The sequence below is a fragment of the Peptostreptococcus russellii genome (assembly GCF_900110295.1).
GTDB lineage: Bacteria > Bacillota > Clostridia > Peptostreptococcales > Peptostreptococcaceae > Peptostreptococcus > Peptostreptococcus russellii_A.
The window spans coordinates 1-20,280 of record NZ_FODF01000014.1; the positions used below are offsets into that span (position 1 = coordinate 1).

General features: G+C 32.5%; 30 protein-coding genes. 4 read left to right on the top strand and 26 right to left on the bottom strand.

All coding sequences use genetic code 11. From position 1 onward, the window contains the following. Positions 1-597 precede the first annotated feature (597 nt). The 4 genes from BMY82_RS09455 (at position 598) to BMY82_RS07305 (ending at position 2,315) form a co-directional block, all read left to right on the top strand. Positions 598-774 carry a hypothetical protein gene (locus BMY82_RS09455; RefSeq protein WP_180366756.1) on the top strand — a complete coding sequence of 59 codons (177 nt, stop codon included), beginning with the start codon at positions 598-600 and terminating at the stop codon, positions 772-774. A gap of 89 nt (positions 775-863) precedes the next feature. Then, on the top strand, positions 864-1,538 hold the full coding sequence (locus BMY82_RS07295; protein WP_091975907.1) for a hypothetical protein: 675 nt from the start codon (positions 864-866) through the stop codon (positions 1,536-1,538). A 63-nt stretch (positions 1,539-1,601) separates the two neighbouring features. After that, on the top strand, positions 1,602-1,958 hold the full coding sequence (locus tag BMY82_RS07300; RefSeq protein ID WP_091975908.1) for a hypothetical protein: 357 nt from the start codon (positions 1,602-1,604) through the stop codon (positions 1,956-1,958). Positions 1,959-2,063: 105 nt separating this feature from the next. Continuing rightward, positions 2,064-2,315 (top strand): hypothetical protein, encoded by a 252-nt coding sequence (locus tag BMY82_RS07305; protein WP_091975909.1) that lies wholly within the window; start codon positions 2,064-2,066, stop codon positions 2,313-2,315. A gap of 116 nt (positions 2,316-2,431) precedes the next feature. Here BMY82_RS07305 and BMY82_RS07310 read toward each other — a convergent pair whose 3' ends face one another. The 26 genes from BMY82_RS07310 to BMY82_RS07425 form a co-directional block, all read right to left on the bottom strand. Continuing rightward, on the bottom strand, positions 2,432-3,235 hold the full coding sequence (locus BMY82_RS07310) for an N-acetylmuramoyl-L-alanine amidase (protein WP_091975910.1): 804 nt from the start codon (positions 3,233-3,235) through the stop codon (positions 2,432-2,434). 1 nt (position 3,236) lies between these two features. Continuing rightward, positions 3,237-3,464, bottom strand: coding sequence for a phage holin (locus BMY82_RS07315; protein ID WP_091975939.1), 228 nt, complete (start codon positions 3,462-3,464; stop codon positions 3,237-3,239). Positions 3,465-3,490: 26 nt separating this feature from the next. Next, the gene (locus BMY82_RS07320; RefSeq protein ID WP_091975911.1) at positions 3,491-3,832 is read right to left on the bottom strand and encodes a hypothetical protein; all 342 of its coding nucleotides are present in this window, start codon (positions 3,830-3,832) and stop codon (positions 3,491-3,493) included. A gap of 258 nt (positions 3,833-4,090) precedes the next feature. Continuing rightward, a complete protein-coding gene (locus tag BMY82_RS09655) occupies positions 4,091-4,219 on the bottom strand; it encodes a CD1375 family protein (protein WP_278308748.1) in 129 nt (42 codons plus the stop codon). Between the two features lie 75 nt (positions 4,220-4,294). Beyond that, a complete protein-coding gene (locus tag BMY82_RS07330) occupies positions 4,295-4,642 on the bottom strand; it encodes a hypothetical protein (protein WP_091975913.1) in 348 nt (115 codons plus the stop codon). 14 nt (positions 4,643-4,656) lie between these two features. Next, positions 4,657-5,775 carry a hypothetical protein gene (locus BMY82_RS07335; RefSeq protein ID WP_144019726.1) on the bottom strand — a complete coding sequence of 373 codons (1,119 nt, stop codon included), beginning with the start codon at positions 5,773-5,775 and terminating at the stop codon, positions 4,657-4,659. A gap of 75 nt (positions 5,776-5,850) precedes the next feature. Continuing rightward, positions 5,851-6,465 (bottom strand): hypothetical protein, encoded by a 615-nt coding sequence (locus BMY82_RS07340; RefSeq protein WP_091975915.1) that lies wholly within the window; start codon positions 6,463-6,465, stop codon positions 5,851-5,853. Continuing rightward, on the bottom strand, positions 6,452-7,027 hold the full coding sequence (locus tag BMY82_RS07345) for a putative phage tail protein (protein ID WP_091975916.1): 576 nt from the start codon (positions 7,025-7,027) through the stop codon (positions 6,452-6,454). The genes BMY82_RS07340 and BMY82_RS07345 overlap by 14 nt, the downstream gene beginning before the upstream one ends. Beyond that, positions 7,024-8,100 carry a baseplate J/gp47 family protein gene (locus BMY82_RS07350; protein WP_091975917.1) on the bottom strand — a complete coding sequence of 359 codons (1,077 nt, stop codon included), beginning with the start codon at positions 8,098-8,100 and terminating at the stop codon, positions 7,024-7,026. The genes BMY82_RS07345 and BMY82_RS07350 overlap by 4 nt, the downstream gene beginning before the upstream one ends. After that, positions 8,090-8,527, bottom strand: a complete 438-nt coding sequence (locus tag BMY82_RS07355) for a DUF2634 domain-containing protein (protein ID WP_091975918.1) — start codon at positions 8,525-8,527, stop codon at positions 8,090-8,092. Before BMY82_RS07355 ends, BMY82_RS07350 begins: the two co-directional genes overlap by 11 nt. Further along, a complete protein-coding gene (locus tag BMY82_RS07360; protein WP_091975919.1) occupies positions 8,524-8,826 on the bottom strand; it encodes a DUF2577 family protein in 303 nt (100 codons plus the stop codon). The genes BMY82_RS07355 and BMY82_RS07360 overlap by 4 nt, the downstream gene beginning before the upstream one ends. Before the next feature lie 13 nt (positions 8,827-8,839). Next, entirely contained in the window at positions 8,840-10,951 is a 2,112-nt protein-coding gene (locus BMY82_RS07365) for an XkdQ/YqbQ family protein (RefSeq protein ID WP_091975920.1), read from the bottom strand. Positions 10,952-10,964: 13 nt separating this feature from the next. Continuing rightward, positions 10,965-11,747 carry an SH3 domain-containing protein gene (locus BMY82_RS07370; protein WP_091975921.1) on the bottom strand — a complete coding sequence of 261 codons (783 nt, stop codon included), beginning with the start codon at positions 11,745-11,747 and terminating at the stop codon, positions 10,965-10,967. A 15-nt stretch (positions 11,748-11,762) separates the two neighbouring features. Then, positions 11,763-13,928, bottom strand: a complete 2,166-nt coding sequence (locus tag BMY82_RS07375; RefSeq protein ID WP_091975922.1) for a tape measure protein — start codon at positions 13,926-13,928, stop codon at positions 11,763-11,765. Between the two features lie 202 nt (positions 13,929-14,130). Next, entirely contained in the window at positions 14,131-14,538 is a 408-nt protein-coding gene (locus BMY82_RS07380) for a phage tail assembly chaperone (RefSeq protein ID WP_091975923.1), read from the bottom strand. Positions 14,539-14,605: 67 nt separating this feature from the next. Then, a complete protein-coding gene (locus tag BMY82_RS07385) occupies positions 14,606-15,091 on the bottom strand; it encodes a phage tail tube protein (protein WP_091975924.1) in 486 nt (161 codons plus the stop codon). A 4-nt stretch (positions 15,092-15,095) separates the two neighbouring features. Then, positions 15,096-16,421: a phage tail sheath subtilisin-like domain-containing protein gene (locus BMY82_RS07390; protein WP_091975925.1), complete on the bottom strand. Its 1,326-nt coding sequence runs from the start codon at positions 16,419-16,421 to the stop codon at positions 15,096-15,098. Further along, a complete protein-coding gene (locus BMY82_RS09460) occupies positions 16,422-16,595 on the bottom strand; it encodes a hypothetical protein (RefSeq protein WP_180366757.1) in 174 nt (57 codons plus the stop codon). Beyond that, positions 16,588-17,013, bottom strand: coding sequence for a phage tail terminator family protein (locus BMY82_RS07395; protein WP_091975926.1), 426 nt, complete (start codon positions 17,011-17,013; stop codon positions 16,588-16,590). Before BMY82_RS07395 ends, BMY82_RS09460 begins: the two co-directional genes overlap by 8 nt. Further along, positions 17,010-17,456: an HK97 gp10 family phage protein gene (locus BMY82_RS07400; protein ID WP_091975927.1), complete on the bottom strand. Its 447-nt coding sequence runs from the start codon at positions 17,454-17,456 to the stop codon at positions 17,010-17,012. The genes BMY82_RS07395 and BMY82_RS07400 overlap by 4 nt, the downstream gene beginning before the upstream one ends. After that, positions 17,449-17,811, bottom strand: coding sequence for a hypothetical protein (locus BMY82_RS07405; protein WP_091975928.1), 363 nt, complete (start codon positions 17,809-17,811; stop codon positions 17,449-17,451). The genes BMY82_RS07400 and BMY82_RS07405 overlap by 8 nt, the downstream gene beginning before the upstream one ends. Further along, entirely contained in the window at positions 17,811-18,179 is a 369-nt protein-coding gene (locus tag BMY82_RS07410; RefSeq protein ID WP_091975929.1) for a hypothetical protein, read from the bottom strand. Before BMY82_RS07410 ends, BMY82_RS07405 begins: the two co-directional genes overlap by 1 nt. A gap of 10 nt (positions 18,180-18,189) precedes the next feature. Further along, positions 18,190-18,345 carry a hypothetical protein gene (locus tag BMY82_RS09465; protein ID WP_180366758.1) on the bottom strand — a complete coding sequence of 52 codons (156 nt, stop codon included), beginning with the start codon at positions 18,343-18,345 and terminating at the stop codon, positions 18,190-18,192. 9 nt (positions 18,346-18,354) lie between these two features. Next, positions 18,355-19,245, bottom strand: coding sequence for a hypothetical protein (locus tag BMY82_RS07415; protein WP_091975930.1), 891 nt, complete (start codon positions 19,243-19,245; stop codon positions 18,355-18,357). Between the two features lie 6 nt (positions 19,246-19,251). Continuing rightward, entirely contained in the window at positions 19,252-19,794 is a 543-nt protein-coding gene (locus BMY82_RS09405) for a phage scaffolding protein (RefSeq protein WP_144019727.1), read from the bottom strand. Positions 19,795-19,921: 127 nt separating this feature from the next. After that, positions 19,922-20,173 (bottom strand): DUF6275 family protein, encoded by a 252-nt coding sequence (locus BMY82_RS07425; RefSeq protein ID WP_091975931.1) that lies wholly within the window; start codon positions 20,171-20,173, stop codon positions 19,922-19,924. Positions 20,174-20,280: the final 107 nt, after the last annotated feature.

The following is a 20,280-nucleotide window of genomic DNA, read 5'->3' on the forward strand; positions in this document are numbered from 1 at the left end:
AAATTCAGTTGTATACATATATTATGCATAATATACTATAAATTGTGAAAACATTGATTTTACACGCTTTTAGCCACTAAAAAATATACATAGGCTACTATGCGCATTGAAAAATTTCCCCTTTTATTCCCCTTTATTCCCCCCTAAAATATTATTTAAGCATGAAAAAAGGAGTCCCCACCACAGGGACTCCTCTAAACAAAACACCCTAAATATAAAACTTAGGCAAACTTATTATAACATATAAAAAGAGGACTTGACAATTTAAATTTTATAGTTTACACTCAAATTAACCATAACATAAGACGTTTTGAAATTTGTTTTAGATAAGATATTTTATCAATTAACCGTAACGCATGGTGTTTTGAAATTTATTTTAGATAATATATGTTTTGCTAAACATTTTTTGTAAACAATCTTATAGTTGTGGGATATTGGTTTTTATGTTTTAAGAATAGGGCAGGTATTCCACCTGCTCTTTTTTATATTTTTTATTTCCAGCCCATATAATTAAGTTTTTTTGACTTGATGCAAACGTTAGCGTTTGTTATTATATTAAGTGTAATTTATCATTTAATTGTTAGGAGGAAATAAATTTTGGAAAAATGGAAAACATTAAAAGAAGTTGAGAGAGAATATAACATAAGTGCTAATACTTTAAGGTGGCACATAAACAAAAAAAATATTCCTGAAGAATACATATTAAAAATTGGAAAAACATGGGTAATAGACATCAATTGGGTAAAAGAGCATTATCAAAAAAGAATAAATTAATTTAAAAAAACGCTCGACAACAAACGTTATCGTTGGTATAATCAAAATATAAACAGAACACCAAAAATAAAATTTAGGAGGATATGAAAATGGCAAATAAGTGCAGAAAGAGAAGATATACAATAACTTGTAAGTGTGGACATGAAATGGAAGTAAACATAGGTGGATACACAGAAGAATACAGACAGGAAGTTCTAGAAGATTGTAAGAACCATGTATGCTATAAATGTGAAGCTAAGGATAGAGAAGAAGAATTAAAGAAAAGTATACCAAATATAGAGCTTACACCTTTACAGGGTACAGAAAAGCAAATAGCATGGGCAGAAGATATAAGAAACAAAATGCTAGACAAGTGTAAGGATAATGCAGAAATAATGCAGATTATATTAACAGAAACAAGTGCAAAGTATTTTATAGAAAATAGAAATAAAGAAGCTAAAGATATAGCTGTAGAGATATTAGAAAAGGATCTAGTTATCCCAGAAGAAATTGACGAAACTGAATTTGTTGAAATAGAAGATGAAGAAGCTAAAGAAATTAGAAAGAATCTAGTTATTAAGCTAGAAGAAATAGGCTACAGACTTTACAATGAAGATGAAGTTTACAATGCAATACTTTACTTAACAAGACGCATAAAAAACACAATATTAATAAGGGACTTTGAAGGCTATAAGATGGATTCTTTAATAGAGAATTTAAACAATAGAGCAAAACGTTACAAGAAAAGACACGCAGATAGAGAAGATGCAAAGATTTTTAGATAAGTAAAATAGGGTGGGGAGAAAACTCTCCCCCTCCTAAAAATAAAATTATCAGGAGGTTTAGCTATGCCAAAGAATGAGTTAGGAAAGGTTTATGATGCTTTAAAGGTTAGAGTAAAAGAAGAAGGTTTCGAAATTGAAAATGACAGAGAGTACTACCTATTAATAGGACAGCTATTACAGTTTTATAAGAAGTGCAATAATAAAGCACCGTTTAATTTTAATACTTATGCAGATGCAAAAACAGATAGAGTATTAAAAAATAAGCTAGATCAAATTTTAAAACACTTTAACTTTGGGAACACAAATACAGGTGTTTTATTAGAAAAGTGCTACTTAAAAGTTAAGGAATACACTCCACAAAATAAAGGAGCTGCAGACCAAACATACTTAGTAGGTGGAACAGTATTAGAATTATTCTAAAATTAGTAAAAAATTTTAAAAAATGCTCGACGACAAACGTTATTGTTGGTACAATGAAAATATAAACAAAACAACCAAAAAAATAAAACTTAGGAGGATTAAAAAATGATAAGAAGTGAATTAGTAAAGGGATTAGAAGTATTGGTAGGAAGCGAATTTGATATTGACGATGTATTATGTGAAATTGAAACTACTGATGGCGATTGTGTGTATGTTGAAAAAGAACGCACAATGTACAGCTCTAAGGTTGAACATTTAGACGATGCACAGGTTTATGTGGTTTATACAGAACTAGGTAATATGGAAGATACAGCTTACCTTATAGTGGAAAATGGAATTATTGAAGCTGTAATGTAAATAAGCAAAAAAATAAAGGGAGGGCATAAAGCTCTCCCCTTTTTTTATACCCTAGTTAATTTGTTTTTGGTATCTATAATAATATAGGCATTATCTAAAAAAATTAAACCTATTTATTATTTTATTCCCTTGCAAAATTTTGCGGCAACATATCCAAACTTACCCTTATGGTACTCTATTTTATACCAAGTAGAATCTGTGGTATGCACTACTTCATGCACATATATTTTACTTCCATGTCTGTAGCTACTAACTATTCTAGAGCTTGCACTTGGCTTTTCTCTAACGTTTAATACATCTCCTGGAGTGCTAGTTAATACATAATATCCTTTAAATGGTTTAGTTGGCTTAGATTGGCTTGTAGGAACTTGTGCATTACCTACCATTTTACAGTCGGATGTTTTGCTAGTGTCTATAATCATTCTTCTGTTTTTCTTTATTTCTTCTAAGAACCAATCCCATTTAGAACTATTACCACCCCAACCACCTGGACAGTCTTTTCTTGTTGCATCCCAATGTCTACATACTCTAGCGTTAGGATATTGTCTTAAAAGTTCTTTAACTAATTCCACGGTATTAAATAACATTTGGTTGTTATAGCCTTTATTTACACACATTTCTATACTTATAGAATTGTAGTTTGTGCAGCCATTTAAAGCTACACCATAACCTTGATTGCCCCCTACTGCATAGGCTACTGTGGTATCCCCTACTATCTGTATTATTTTACTATGGTCTACAAAATAATGAGCCGACGCCCCTACACTATGGTTTTGAAAATAAAAGTAATGGTTTAATGCAGTTGCGGTTTCTTCTTCGTTTGCAGTCCAGTGTATAGCTATATATTGGACTGCACTTTTAGGTCTCCTTCCTCCAAAATTATTCCCATTAGTTATAGGTTTCCATATAAACTTAGTCATTTTATCTTACCACCTTTCTGTCCTTTGCTCCTCTAGTAGTTGGATCTACTACTACTCCTATTACAGCCATAACAGTAGTAGTTAAAAGATATGGATTCTGTATTGTATCTATAATTAATTGCAATACCTTATCCCAGCTTGTTAGAGTACTAGCTTCCACTTGTAAAGCAGTTAAAATTACACCTACAAGTCCTATCCAAAAATACGGATTCTTTATTCTGTCTTTCATTAAACCATCTCCATTTCTAAAAAATTTTAATAATATATTTCTACTGGCAATTCCATGCATTCTTCGTACAACTTTTTTGCAACTCCATTGCCACCTAAATTAGAATAAGATTTAAAAAGGTATTCTAAATCTCTAATTTCTTCTCTTTTTATTTTCCCTCTGTTTTTAATATCTGCTGCTTCTTTGCAAATGTTGTAATAAAGTATGGTTTTAATTCCCATTTTTATTGCTTCTTGTTCTTTTTTATTTTCTTGGTCTCTTTTTTTATTTTCTCTAACAATATTTTTTACTGCTACGGTTAAACCAGTAAGGATAATCCCAAATACTGCTTGTATCCACCACTCTATAATAAAATCTTTAATTACCATATATCGCCTCTATTCTTTTGTGTGTATGTAAGCTAGGAACGTTGAAATTCCAACGTTTCATAGACAATCTTGTAAGAACGGTTATAAGAGATTTTAATTTAGTTCTTGATAGTTAGTACCTATAAGAAGCTTAAAATCGATTCTACAAGGTCTTGTTTTTGCAAAAAAAAGAGAAGGGCGTAGAGTTTCCCTTCTCGATTGCAATTATTAACTTTTTTAAATTAGATTATAGAGATTCCACTCTCTGCAATTTGTAGATTATTCTACTACTAATTCTTCTAGTTCCATAGATATTAAAAGCTCTTTAACCTTATCCTTCAAGAACTTTGGAACTTGCTTATAAGTTCTAACTCCTGCAACTATACAAGTAACATAACACATTGCCATATCTTCTTCACCTCCTTCCAAATTAAAAAACATATAAAAAAAGAACCTTAAAATTAAAGTCCTCATTTTAACCACCTATCCTTGTGCTAATTGTTCTGTTAATTCTACTATTGCTGTAGATAATTCTAGTTTGTCGCTTTCAGATTTTTCAACTAGTTCGGCTATCTGTGTAGCATGTTCGATTTTCATTTTTTCTATTTGTTCTTTAAGTAATTCTGTTTCTGATTTTGGTATAGGTTCATATTCGGCACTTACAGTATCCGTAGACTTTGTATACACCAATCTTTTAATGTACCCAACCTTATCTGGTGGCAAATCACTCTCCATCACTTCTTTATAGAAGCATTCGAACTCTGGTTTAATATAGTATATTATGCTAATATAATTTTTTTCTTTGTTTTCATGTAATAAGTATAATTTCATTTTAGTATTCCTTTCTAAATAATCACATATTGAGGGCTTTCTTGCAAAGTAGCTATGCAATATCCATCACCTATTTTGGCACAAACAGTATCATCATCAACGTATCCAATATTTTTCGGTAGAATAGGAGTTTTCATAAATCCGATTAATTCCCCATTTGGACCTATAGCAGTAAGTGACCTTGAATCTTTCGTTTGCGATAGATATAGATTACCACTTTTATCCGTGCAAAATACAGGAGTTTGAGAATTTCCAGTTACTGGTATTTCTGTCATAAGTTCAGTTGTTTCCATCAGCGTAGAATCAAAAACTTTAAATGCATTGGCACCTGATTTCGAAGCCACGTAATATATTGGTTTTGTAGTGTTTATTCCTACAAAGGCTTCAATCCCGGATTTTTCTTCTCTAGAATATACCGTTCGAGTTTCAAAAGTGTTGGATATAACATTCACAGATAGCCCGTATGTTTGATAAGGTCTATTATAATTTCTGTGCATAGATACTGCACCGTAAGAACTCACATCTGCACTGCCGTAACCCACTGTATTATCACCCCAAGAATTTGAAACCCCTACTGAAACAATGACCTTCTCTAATTTAACGTCGTATACAAAAGCGTTAGTGTCTCCGGCAATAAAATACCTTGACTCGTTTTCTTTAGACCTTGCTATTTTATTAGATGTTGATATTATACCTGTCACGCTTTTTTGACTTCCTGAATTAATGTCTAAAGCATAACCATAACTTTTACCGTAGTAACCAGTCGAATACATGCTGTAATAAAATGTATTTTCTCCTGAAAATCCTAAACTCGTTGGACCTAAAAGTTGTTTATCTCTACATTCAAAACTTGCAAGAATTCTATCTCTTTCGATTATATATATAGTTTTATCCTCACCTTGCATTAGACATGCCACTTTTCCAGACTTACTCATTGCAAGAATTTTATCTATCTTATGCCCTGCTAAGTTATATTGTTTTAGAATTTTATACGGTGCTACTAGTTCAAGTCTTGATGGACTTATAACGCTTCCTATGCCTAGCATTTTCCTGCTTAAAACATCTTCCACTTGTGTTAATGTAGTTAGCTTTTCTTTTATCTTTGTATTAATAATATTGCCTATACTGTCCACTTTATTATCTAAGGTGGTTTTTAATTGCTCCGTTTTCTCTGTCTGTTCTTTTATTGTAGCCATTTACTCACCTCCCTATAACCTTGCTTCTATCCCATTATTAGCAGTTTCTAGCCTTGTAGCATATCCACCTATATCCTGTTTTACACTAGAAATTTCTTGCTTTATTCCGTCTATTGCACTTTGTAATTCTGCATCTTTTTGCTCTAGTAGTTTATCTTTAGCTTTTAGGGATTCTATTTCTTTGCTACTGCTTGTTTGCAAGGACTCTAAGTCTGTTTTCTTTGCGTAGATGTTGCTTAATTCACGTGTCCCTCTAAAATCTAAGCCAACGTCCCTTACTCCTAATACTGTTAAATCACCGTTTTCTGTAATAGTTATATCTGTTAGTATTTTTTTGTTAACGTTATTTCCTTTTATGTCCTGTGGAAGTATCTCTCCTTTTCTAGCCACCGTTGGTAATACTTCACTTAGCTTTTTATCTTCTGCTACTACATCTATGTTTTCATCTGTTAGCTTTAACTCTGTAATTTTCCCTGTAAGTTTTAATAGTTCCCTCTCTAGCAAGTAAAAACAATCATTAAATACTCTTATATTATAAAAATCTTGTGCGTTTTGATATGGAATCTCAAACTTACTTTTATAGTCTGCTGGCTTTACTGGTGTGTAGCTCGAATTAAACAATGACATTAGCCAACACCTCCTCTCTTAATTGCTCGTGTGTAGCCTTTTCTAATTGTTGGTGTGTATATTTAGTCAACATTTCATGCTTATTGTATTTTAGAGATGTTTTAATAACCATATTTGCAGGTAGTATATTATCTAATAATTCTTCAAGTGCTCGCATTTGATTTTTTGCTGCTAAACCTAAATTTACCTCTAATATTTTTTCTCTATTATCTATATTGGATGTATAATTTCCCTCCCCCACCAAAGCATCCAACAAATATTTTAATTTTTTTTGGGTGTACGGCCGTAACCCTATAAGTTTAGTTAATATATTAAATCTCCTATCTTCTAATGTATAGCTATCATTAACTTTTATTTTTAATATCTTTTCCCATCTGCTACAACCATATTCATTTAGACTTAGTATAAAAAAATTGTCAAAAGTTTCTTGCACCCTTCTTGCTATCAACTCATTTTCCTTATCATAGGTATTTGCTAGCTCTCTAAACTCTTTTATTTTTCTATAAACATGTGGTAAATGTGCAAGTGTATTAGACTTGTAATCTATATCTGTTGTTATCAATTAATCACCACCTCCCCAAGAACTGGTATATTGGTAGCCTCTACCATAATATTCTTTGTTTGTCCGTTTATAGTAATATTTTCTATATCTATTACATTATGTATTCCAAATATAAGGCTTTCTATCTTCACAAGCCTAATTATTAATCCATCTTCTGTATTAGACCATTCATAACGTAAATCTTTAAAATATTCTTCTATTTCCATTTTAACGTCTTTAGTAATATCAGCATTATCTCTAACCTTAATCGTTGCGTTTATATTTACTTTTAAAGGTATTGCAGCATTTATTTTCACAATATGGTCAATCGGGGCTAGGCCTAAACCTTCGCCATCTTGAGTAGGATCAATCGCATCTTGGACAGCCCTTACAACTTCTTCACTAGCACCCTTGAAATTTGTATCTGCAATATATATTTCAATATTGTTTTTGCCTTCCTTTCGCCTAAAAACTTTAACACCACCTATGTTATCCATTTCAGATATTCTTTGTTTATATTCTGTCTTGTTTCCCCCAAAGGATTGAGCTACTAACGAATAGTTATATCTAGCTCTCAAGCTATCTATATCCTCTTCATCTCTACCATCCTCTATTATTTCAGTTATTTTTGCATGCTTAAGACCTTGTATCTCATCTATAGGTATAAGATCTCCAATAAATTCAATATGTCCAGTTTCTTCTGCTATTAGAGAATATATCCATATCTTTTCTTCTTCAGGAATTTCCGCATTAGGTTCTTTAAGAAGTTCTAAAACTTTATAAACCCTGCCACCTGTAATAAACCTGGCATTAATTTCAACTTTTAAGCTCAATTCTGCTCTAACAGTTCCATATGTAGCAGGAATCGGTGTTATATCTCTTTCTCTACATTTTCTTACCAAATTTTTATAATTACATGTATCAGGATACGCTTCATCTTCAATAAATTCTAGTTCACTTGCAATTTCTATATATTCAGGAACATTCATTGCAATAGATTGGTATACAAGGCTTGTTTCTCTCTTGTCAAAGTCATCATCAATCCTACTTAACATTCTATCCGTTATATCTTCAAATGATATATTATAGTCCACTAGTGTTCACCACCTCTGTTATAGATACTTTCCCTTCTGTTGTTTGTATAACCATATATATACTATAAACACCTCTTCTTACCCTTTGTAATTCTATATCTAATATTTCCTTCACCCTATCATCATTTAAAAAAGCTTCTTTAATTGTATTTACAATTTTCATATTAACAAGATTAGGGTCTTCTCCGAATTTATCTACAAGCTCTACCCCTGTGTTACTGCTTACAGTTGCATACTTATATCTTTCTATATTTATAATAAAATAAAGGGTTTGTGCTATTTCATCCGTGCCATTTGTAACCCCTTCTATTCTTGTCCCATCATCAGATAATTTATAATCCTTACTATTATATTTAAATTTATCATTTTCAAGTTTGTCTATTATACTTTGAAATTCCTCTTGTGTCATACCTGTATTGGGTATCATAATTTTTTAACCTCCCCAAATACAATATATTTTTCTCCGCCATTACATTTCCCTAAGGCTACAATATCTCCTTCCTTTAGTTTATGTATAGCTACTCCATTCCCATTTGTAATATTAACTGGATATTTGCCAATAGCACTTTTTAGAACATATAGATGCACTGGCTGCAATACTATCTTTTCATTTATTTTTATATTCAATGGATTAATGGAAACTACTTCTCCTGTTATAAAATCTGGCAATTGCATATTATCTACTGTTTTATAAACAATTTCTTTAATTATAGATATTATATTCATTTTTAATGCTCCTTTACATTATTCCATAACCTGTTATTTTCTTTTGTCCTACCCAGTAGGTATGTCTACCTACATTTAATCTTGCTCCAGAGTTTCCTTCAATTGTAGTTATCTTTGTACCTTCAACTTTTTCAACAATCCCCACATGATCTATCTTCAAAGCTCCTGCTCTACCTGAACCATTGTAAAAGAAAATTATATCCCCTGATTTAGGGGTGTAATTTCTAGCTGCCTCTAGATGTTTTGCTTTTCCTCTAGCTCTATATTTGGAGAATAAATCTCTAGTTGAAGATGTAGCCCCTACTGGCAAATTTCCCGCTTTCTTCATACAAAATACTGTAAAATCTGCACACCAAAGTCCTCTTGTCATATGGCCTAATTTATTCATTTGTGCCCAACTTTTACCAATGTGTTTTTGTGCTTCTTTAACATGTGCAATATTGCCACTATTGCTAATATTACTTCCAACAGCATTATTAGGTTTAACAACTGTACCACTTTTCCATGTTCCGTTTTCATAAACCATTTTATCTAATTGTTTTAACTTGCTTTCTAAATGTTTCATAAGTCTGTTGTATGTAGAATTCATTAAACTTCTGTAGTTAGGGCTTGCTGCATAATTAGCTTTAGCCTCTCCTCCCCTACTTCTTGTAAGTAATCCATTTATAAAGCCTCCAATAGTGGTCTTATACCTAACCTTGTAATAACCCCCTTCTCTAAATAAAAAGAAATGATCTACAATATAGTCTTCTGCACTATTCCATCTTACATAGTATCCACCTTCCGCAGCAGGTCTGCGAGTGCCTTTGTACTTTTTGACACTTGGGTCACCTTTATATGGCCATGTTATGCCACCCCAATTGTTATTTTTTCTACCTACATTAGAGTCTCCCCAAAAACTTTCTGCCCACATTTGTGTAAGTATAAAACTAGGCATAATTTTATATCGTATGCATTGTTTTAAAATTTGGTTCACTAATGATTCTGAAAGAGTAACTTTATGCCCTCCACTGCTATAGGTTATACTTCCTCCAGTATACTTCACTTCCGAAGAAAAACTGTTTTCATTTTCGCCAGCTGAAACTTCCTCATGTTTTTCTTCCTGTTCTCCTTGCACTCCTCTGGTAGAAACAAACTCCCCACCAATCAATTCTAAATCCATTGAATATAAGCCGTCTTCTACTCTATGGGTAACCGCATCAACTACCATATTTCTTGTTAGCTTCATATCACCCAAATCAAGGTTTACAATTATAACGGCTCCAGCAACTACTTCAACCGCTCCCATTGCATTTTTAATTTTGAGAGTTTTGGTTTTAGAGTTATAAAAGTCTAAAAGCTGTTTTGCTGCCGAGGTAGAAGTAAAGCTATTGGAACTCTTTTCTGTTAGTTGCAATACTCCCCATTTATTAACATTCTTTTGGTCTCTTGCAGTATAATAAACTGTTGCTCCATCTTTTTTTGACTTAGCTGCAACTCTAACTACATTGTATGTCTGTTTATCTATAGTACTTTCATACTCGAAATCTCCTATAACACTAGAATCAATTACAACATTTCTTTTCATATGTTTTAACGGGCATAGGGTTATTTTTCCAAATCTATCGTAAAGTATAAAGATCTCCCCTGTTGCTTCTGTTGTCTTCTCAATCGCAGTTAATATAACATCGTGAAATGAAGTATTATCCCTTGTTATACTTGGTATTTTATATTTTTTCTCACTATCTCTTATTGTCCCTTTTTTTAGTTCTCTTTCATCACAAATTTGATTTACTATTTCTCCAACTGTTTTATCAACAAAATTCACAGCTTCTTTAGCTTTTAAGTACCTCAATTGGTCAAAGCAAGTGTATTTTACAACACCATCCTTATTCCTTGTCTTAGTAAATATATACCCTTTAAACATCCATGTTTTAGATATTCTAACTTGTACTTCATCACCCTCTTCAAACTCTACTTTTTCTTCTGTATCTTCTTGTATTATAGAAAAGGTACACTGTCCAGGAACCCCCTTACGTTCCCACTTAATCTCTAACCCATTTAATATTGGAACTTTATATACTTTTTTTTCTCTAGTTATAAAAACATCTACATTATAGGAATGTATATTTCTGTTTTCTATCATTATTTCTACTCCCTTACTTTGTATAATGTCCCTTTTGTCCTATTACATCTTCTGCGGTTGCAGTTATTTTATTATAATCTTTTAAAATTCTCACATATTGTGTTTTCCCTGAAATCCATCCCCAAGCAACACCGTTTTTATCCTTATCTCCTGCAGAGTGTTTTATAGCATACCACCAAACACCTTTTTCTAGCTCATATTGTCTGTATGCTAAAGGTTTTTCTCCTTTTTTCATTATTGCTACTTTCCTATTTTGAGTCCCTGCACCACTTCTTACGTTCAAATCTGATAGCAATTCTAATTTTTTCAAGCAGCTGATAGATGTTTTTTTACTCTCATTTTTATTATTCAAAACAGGTCTTTTATCTTCATTGTTAAGTATGTGTAGTGTTCTATATGGTCTAAATTGTTTTAATGTTATACTAACCACTATATCGCTATTATTTTCAGAATCCTCTACTATTTCGTAATCCTCTATGGAAACATCTTGTTCAAGTGGAAAACGCGATTTATTAAACATTTTTCTAACAACTTGAAATTTAATTATTTTCTTATTCTTTTTTGTTTCCTCAAGCATATCTAAAATTTCCTTAGGATCACATTCTCTAGTGGAATAAGATATTTTATTAAATGGGAGTTCAAATTCAAAGCTGTATTCTGTTAACTTAGGATTTTTTATCTTATTTATTTCTCCTTCATTTGCCAATTCAAAAGTTTGATTTGCATTTCCTATTTTTGTTGTAAGCTTGGAAGGAGTAACAGGGAGCAACATGCCCCCCAAATAAAATAAATACATATTTACTCCTCCTTTCTAATATTTGTAATATCCATCAACCTGTCTATCTAACTCATCTGCCAACTTGTTTGATAGGTGGTCTACAAATCCGTCCAAATCCATATCTGATGGAGCTTGGCTCAAATTATTTTCAATATTTATAGTTGCTGTAGTGAATCTATTTATGGCTTGTCTCTCTGCAATTTCTCTCATGTATCTAACATCAAGTTTTGAATTGTCTGTATTTTCAGCTATCTTCTTAGTGTTTAAAGCTGTGTTTTCTATAGGCTTTGATAGCGGATTTTTACCTTTTCCTCTTGTGCCTCCGCCCGTTCCTCCAGCTTTTGCCGGTTCTTTTTGTGCATCTTTAATCATTTTTTCGATATCTTTTTTTTGTTTGTTATCGTCTTGTGGCTTGAATTTATTCTTTAACTTAGAAATCATGCCATTTGCAAAATTCATTCCTTTCATAGCACCATCAAAAGTATCGCTCATTTCGAAAGGTTTAGCAGCTTTATAATCCTTAGGTTTACTATTTTCAAGCCATTTATCAATATTATTTTCTGCTTTCTTTATAGGGTGTGTAATTGATGCAGTATGTGCAAATTGCCCCATTTCAGATAGATTTACTCCTGGGATCTTATTTAAGGCTCTAATTACCCAGTTAATTGCTCTTATTGCCCTGTTTGCTCCGTCAATGAAAGAATTTGCTAAGTTAGTAGCTACCCCATCAAATGAACTTGTCATACTTCTTGCCATTCCTAGAGCAGCTTTTGCCAAGTTTGCGAACAGTCTAACAATAGAATAAACCGGATGATTGAACACATTCGCAATAAATTCAGCCACTGCAAAAACTATGTTGGCTACTCCTTTGAAAATATTAAATATATGCGTTCCTAAAAAACCAAAAATAGCTCCTACTATTCCTACAACTGTAACATTTATATCTGCCCAGGATAGTAACCATTGTATAAGTTTTAAAATAGCTAATGTAATTGCTACTATTCCAACTATTATCCATATAATAGGGCACGCGGCCATAGCTGCATTAAGTCCGTCTTGAGCAACAATTAAAGCGTATATTGCCATTGTTTCCGCAATATCTGCAGCAACCTTTACCATAAAAGCTGCTGCTGTTGCTATTGCTGTCCCTGCCATCATTGCCATTTTAAAAACTAGTGCTGTTAGTGGCGGAATTAGTAGCCATGCATGTTGTGTTAAGAAATCTAGTCCCGCTACAAGTATGTTAATAGCAAGTCCAGCAATTTGCCCAAATCCCTGAAATGCTAATGTTATAACTCCTATAGTTCCCAACATAAAGTCACTATTCCACAATTTAGACAATGAAGAAAATAAAGGCTCTAGCGAAGACATTATATTATTTTTCATTATTGTAACGTTATCTGCAAACGTTCTGGGGATTTCGCTTAACTTGTTATTCACATCATCCGCCATATTGAATGCGGCTCTTTTCATTACATCTGCTGTTATCAAGCCATCTGCAGATGCTTTCTTAAGGTCTATACCGTTTAATTCATTTTTTATAGCTCTTGCAAACAGTGGTGCATTTTCAAGGATTGAAACAAATTCATCTCCTTGTAATCTATTAGATGCCATCGCTTGAGTAATTTGGTGCATTGCCGCCGCAGATTCTTGGGCGGTTCCCCCTGAAACTTTAAATGATTTTGCTAGTATTTCAGAAAATTTAATAAGCTCATTGTTGCCCGTAAATCTATCTCCTGCTAAAAGTCCTAGTTTCGCAACATCCGCTGACAATCCAGCAACTGGTATTCTAGCATTTTGTGCAGCCTTGTAAATATCGTTATATATCTTTGCAGGGGACTCGCCATTGCTTATAATGTTAAGTCTTGCCATTGTACTATTAAACTCATCACCTACCTCGACAGTCTTTTTTACAGCTTGCCAACCAAGATAAGCCCCCACAATTCCTTTTATCTTTTCAGCCATTTGAGATGCTAAGCCTCCACCTTGTCTTAGCGTTTCATTGAAAGATGTCTGACTCAATCTTGCATTATCAATATCTTTGGGCATAGCTTTCATTTTCCCTGTATTATAACTTTGCCCCACAGCTCTTTGAAAACCATTAATGCTATTTGTAGCTGTAGCACACGAACTTGCTATATTTTGGAAAACTGCAGTTGCTGCATCATCAATTTTTATCTGTGTACTTATACCCTCCATAATTCCCTCCTTTCTTATTTAATTTTACTTTTAGCTTTCTTTTCTTCTCTTCTTTCTGCTTCAGTCCTTGTGAGAATAGATGCAACAATAAAAATATACCTATTATCTTTGTTTTCTATAACATCAAAGATTTCAGAAGGTGACATATGATACTCATTCAGACAGTAATATGCTATATTAGCATCAAAGTCATCTTCTTCTATTAGTTTTTTATTTCTTTCACCTTTTCATCTATAGTCTTAAACCCATTTAGCACGTTTATTTCCTGTATTAGCTTTGTTTGTTCTCCATAAAGTAACATTTCGTCTAGTAATGCACCCTCTCCTATTACACCGTAACTATCTTGTAATTCTTGATTCTTAAGATCTGGGAATACTACTGCTTCAATCATTATTTTTTTGTTATATCCAGCAGTATCAAATTCTGCTTCTCCATTTTCATTTAAACTTGAAAACTCATTTTGCCATTTGCTTACTAAGTTTGTAGGTAATGTTCTTATTGTAAATGGAACTATTTTCCCATTTTCATCTAAAAAAGCGTCTGATATAATTACGTTCTTTGTTTTTATTCTCTTGCTGTTTCCCTTTAAAAATGCTTGAAATTTACTCATATTATTAATCTCCTTTATTTTTTTATATTAAAAAAGGGTTTCATGTGAAACCCCTATTATTTTCCAATTACGCAGTTGGAAAATCCTTAAACTTATCGTTTATTTTAAAATCATTGAATGTCCCTGATACATCTTCATCTAAAGACTCTGCATCTACATCTATCATGGCCATTGTAATCTCTTCTGCTATACAATCCACAAATGTTATGGACTGCCTTCCTATTTTAGCTACCGACATTGGATCTTCGTTTATTACCTGGATATTGAAAGTTGGGAATATCCCCGTTTCTGCATATTGCTGTGCAAGCTCTCTAAAAGTTGACTGATTATAATAAAATGTAGCTTCCCATTCTCCTTCCCAACCAGCAGGCTTATTTTGTTTACCACTCAAGCCTAAAACTCCGCCTTTAGATATATTTGTCTTAAATGTAGCCTTAAACTTACTCAATGAAGCAAGCACATACCTTCTATTATTTATTTCAGCAAAAACACACCCCTGAGAACCTGATATGGTTTCATTTACAAAATTTAGTCTTTTGACTTGTTCTGCCATTTATTTACCCCCTTACTAAATTAGTTGCATATAACTGCCTAAAGCACTCAGCAGGTCTTACCCCACTTGTTACTTTCACTGCTCCTCTTACGCCTTCAACCTTTTCAACTTTTATATCTTTATCGTAATCCACTAAAGCCCCTTCATCTACAAAATGTTCACGTATATCTCTAACCTTATTTTCGTAGCTTTCTAGAGCAGATTTATTTATGTTTACTTTTCCTAAATACATTGTATTGAAAACTATTGCATCTTCTATCGCAAGTGCATCAACAATTCTAACAACCTGATTTTCCTTGAACTCTTCGCCTTTTTCCTCAGTAAATGTAGTAAGAGAATTTATATCTTCCAACACCCTTACTTCATCACCAACCTGATGATAAACAAATTTACCTTCTTTAGCCAATTGAGTTAATTGTCCTTGAGTGTACTCTGTGTTTACTTTAAACTCTCCTGTGTATTTTTTATTAAGATTTGATTTTCCAAATGGCGTTGAAGCATATATTGCAGCAGTAAAGTATACCAATTCATTTCCTTTAGCACCTTTGTCAAGCACTTTATTTTCTATAGCTACTATGCTTTCATGGTTGTAAAGTTCTTCACCTGGTGCGTCTATTAGCTTCAAAATCGTTGCAAATTTAAGTCCAACATCTTCACGCATTCTTTTTGTATAAGCTACATAAAGTTTTTGAATTTCCTTATCTAAAGAAAGACAAGCAAGAGTATTAAATGATACAGTTTCCATTCTTGCTAAAAAAGTCTGATGGTCTTTTACTACAACATCTCCATTAGTTCCACCACTTAACTCGCTTTTTACCACATCTTCAAGTTCAACTGTTTTTTTAAACTTAACAAACTCATTATCAACAAGTTCTGTTTTTTGGCTAACTATTTGCTTATCAACTATTTCATTGTCAAGCAATGTTATAACATCTTTTTTACTTGGATCATCAACATTTGTCTGTATCCTTATAGCAAGAGCATTTCCTCTTGTTCCACCCTTCTTAGCCTCTGCATGTGTATTAGATGCCTTTTTATTGTCATTCAAAATGTAAAAATAAACTTCTGTTGTATTTTCTACTAGTTCTCTAATCCCTTTTAACTTTTCATCCCACAAATCATAGCCAAGAGCCTGTTTACACAAAATAGAAAAATGCCCTGACTTTAATTTTATCAAATCGCCCTTGTTTCCATAATCCCACTCTAACGCTATAGCTACAACCCCATGAAGACCGGTTAAATCTAGGTTTTTTGCAGCACTTACATTATTTACATACGCTCCTGGAAGTGGTTTGTCCATATTTTTAAATGTACCTCCACCTAATGCCATCTATCTCACTCCCCTTTCAAGTGTTTTTTTAAGTATCTTATCAACCTCAGCAAAACTATATGTTCTTTTATCATCTAAAATAACTTGGAGTATATCTTTGTTATTTATATATTTTTTAGCACTAAGCAACTGTTTCTTTGTAAATTTGTTTATATCCTTGTTTTTATTAGCCATTTATAATCACCTCCGTTTTTTGCTGTAGACTACTCATTTTTTCCTCTGTTTTTTCATAATCTAATAACATCGGATATGTAACAAAAAAATGTAAAGCATTATCTACTATTTTATATTCAAGATCTATCCCCCTAACAAGTTCTTCATCAATTTCTAGCATGTCCAGTAATTCATATAAAAAATCTCCCATTGTATATAAGGTATCTATATCCTTGCTATCTTCAGCCATATACACAATATCAAATGGATATACCCTTCTTTGTCTAGTGTTTAGCATTAAATTTTTCATCGAACTAATGACATGGATAATAAAACAAGGGGTTTCAAAATCTTGAAGTTGTTCATTTACATATATGTTTTCAATATTTAAGTACTTATCTAACTGCACTGAAATTGCATCTATATATTTTTCTATCATTTAAAAATCCTCTCTAGTTGTTTTTTAAATTCTTTTTCTATAATGCTTCTCGATTTTGCTTTAACTTTTTCAACCGATATTTTAAGCATAAATTTTCCTGGAACCCAACCTTTACCGCCTCTTGCTCTGTGCCCATATTCAACATAAACCGCATAGTCAATATTATTGCTTATTACTATTGAGAATACATCGCCTACTTTATTTACTGGTGTTTCTTTGCCTATTTGAGTAGGTGTTTTTTCAACTCCTCCACCCCAGCCTCTTCGAAGTGTTCCAGTATCTACCGGAGTTCTATGAATAGCGTGAACTAATACTCTTATAGCTAATTTTCTTGCCAGTTGTTCAATAAATTCATCTAAGCCTTTATCATTTATTTTTTGAATACGGTCATTCATCTTCTTCATTTGCTTATCAAGTCCTCCAGTACTCCCAATTTTAGGCATACTCTTCTGCTAACTCCAAATTTATTTCTTGATGATTAGTGTGAAAATTGGCAGGAGTAGAGTTTTTATATGTTACTGTTCTTCCATTTTGTGTAACAATAATTTTAGAATTAGGTTTTATAAAAATATCAGGGGATAAAAACAATTTTATCCCCTGTTCTATATGCCCCATTTCCTTTTGTATTGTTCTACCACTAGCTCTATCTGCAAAAGATAGCCTACACGGAATATTTGAGTGTTTTAACACCTCTTTATTTGTCTTTCTCTTGGTTTTTTCATCCTTTACAACATCATACTCGTATACATCACATCTGCCTCCATAAAGCAGCTCTATAGCTTTTCTTACTCTATTCATCAAAACCACTTCACCTTTCTAAAATTCATAAGGTTATGTTTCCCGTATTCTTTATAGGCTTTAATCTGTTCTATGTTTAAACTTTCATTTAAATTTGAAAAAGATATAGTAGTATCACCTTCTGTAATTTGCTTAATTCCTTTATTGTCTGTACTATCAGAATTACTGCAATATTTAATGGCCAATATATCACCTAGAGTCCTTATTGCTACTGTATGCACCAGTTCTTTCGGAAGTTCTCTTATGTTGCAAAAATTGAGAACAAATTCTATCTGTTCTTCTATTTTTAGGTCTATAAACATTTCAGTAACTTCTACTTTGCATTCAGTAAGATATTTTTTAACTATATCCTTTATCTTTTCTTGCACAAAAAATCACCTACTTTTTAGATTTTTTTCTTGTTGTCTTTTCAACTTCTTCAACCTTTTCAACTTCTTCAACCTTTTCAACTTCAATAAACCCTAAAGATTTAAAATATTTTATTTTACTTTCATCTTCGGTTTCTCTTATAACATTTAATCTTTCTAATCTCATTTTCCCCTCCTATGCCAAAGCTGTAGAACAAAAGATGGCTTTCTTCTTAGAATCCAACACCCATATATCATGGAATCTTCTATAGTCTGCCAACCACCCATTTGCCTTCTGGTTTACAAATGGATTAAATATTCTTATAGTATCTAGCTTTGTTATTGCAATTGGAACATCTCGTCCAACAATAAGGAAGTTTAACTGTTTACCTGTAGGATCCTTAGCAAATCCAAACTCACTTGTACCATCATTTATTTTTATCTTACTTATCATTCTATTATCTGCTGTTGGAAGTATTGGGCAGTTATCTATCTGATTAACAGTAGTGTTTATCCCGTTTGCAGTAAATGTTACTGTGTTTGCTACAACTGGCTTAACCTTTTCAAGTTCTGTTATGGTATCCCAATTCGCATGAATTACTAACTGTCCATTGTAACCAGCTTTTCTTATCGCTTTTATACCGTCTTTTATATGATTTATAACATCCTTATCTGGTGTGTACTCTTCATGGAATCCTTCGTTAGCTAGTGCTGTAGTAGCAAGGAAAGAAATTCTATAAGCATCCACTTCTGGCACTACCTGTGTTCTCTGAAACTCGCTCATAACACTCGCTATATTAAGTATCCCAGCTGTTTCATCAACATCTCTTACATCTAATGTAAAACTTGTCCCTCTGTCCTGTGTTAATTTTCTAGTAACAAACTTAAATGTTATATTACCTTCCTTATATCCGTTGTTGTAATCTCCTAGACCTGTTACAAGTAACTGTGGAATCTTTACCTCATCTCCACCATTATACTGAACTTGACTTGAGTTAACTTCCATCCAACCTGTAGTCATTTCCTGTACCATCTGTAAATCTAACTTTTTCTGTAGTATTTTTGCTTTTTCTATTGAATTTGGCATATAACCTTACTCTCCTTTTCCAAATATATTATTTAATCCATCAAGGAATGGATCTGTTCCACCATTGCTACCACCAGCAGGAGTATAACTATAAGCGTTCTGCTGTGGTTCTGTAGTAGTAGGATCTTCCTTAACAAATGCAGTTTCATTATCTTTTACAAACTGCTTCATAAATTTATCAGCACCGTCAAACTTTCCATCTTTAAGTTCAAAGTTCTGTGCCTTAAATTCATTTATAGTTGCCTTTTTTGCTAAATCCGAAGTGAATTTATAATCTTTAAAGAAATCATTAACGGCATTGTCTCTCTCAAAGTTTTCATACTTAGACTTCCATTCCTCCGCTTCACTTTTCAGCTTTTCAACATCTATTTTTTCAAAGTTGCTTAACTTTCCGTTAGCTGTATCAAGCTCTCCCTGTAAAGTTTGAATTTCTGTATCCTTTGCTCCAATCTTATCCTGAAGCCTCTGAGTAGTTTTCCCATGCTCTGCCATTATCTTGTCTATTACTTCATCTTCTAAACCTAATTCACTTAAAAAACTTCTTTTCATCTTACTTACTCCTTTACGTTTATTAACGAGGTTACGACCTCGAAGGTTGATTTTAACAACTTGTCTGTTGGATTATTTGCATTAAAAAAAGACAGTTTAAAGACTTATCTGGGTCTAGTTTTTTATTTTATATGGCTATTGTTCTATTTTCTTCTTTAACATATATATCAAAGTATGTTTCCTGTTTGTCTCCATTTCTTGTAAACTCACAGTATCTACCGTCGGAAATAACTGTACTCATTAAAATCTTGTTATTTTGCAAAGTCTTGCAAGACCATACTACATAAATATCTTCTAAGCTTAAATAAAGATTAAATTTTTCTTTATAATATTCTATTAAAAACTCTTTACACTGCTTTTGAAATTCATAACTATCCATTATATATTCCCTCCTTCATTCTGCACTCTTTTGTAAAGCACTTTATCTACCGTTTAATCTGCCGTTTTTGCGGAAGATTCTTACGTTTTACGGTAGATTCTTATATG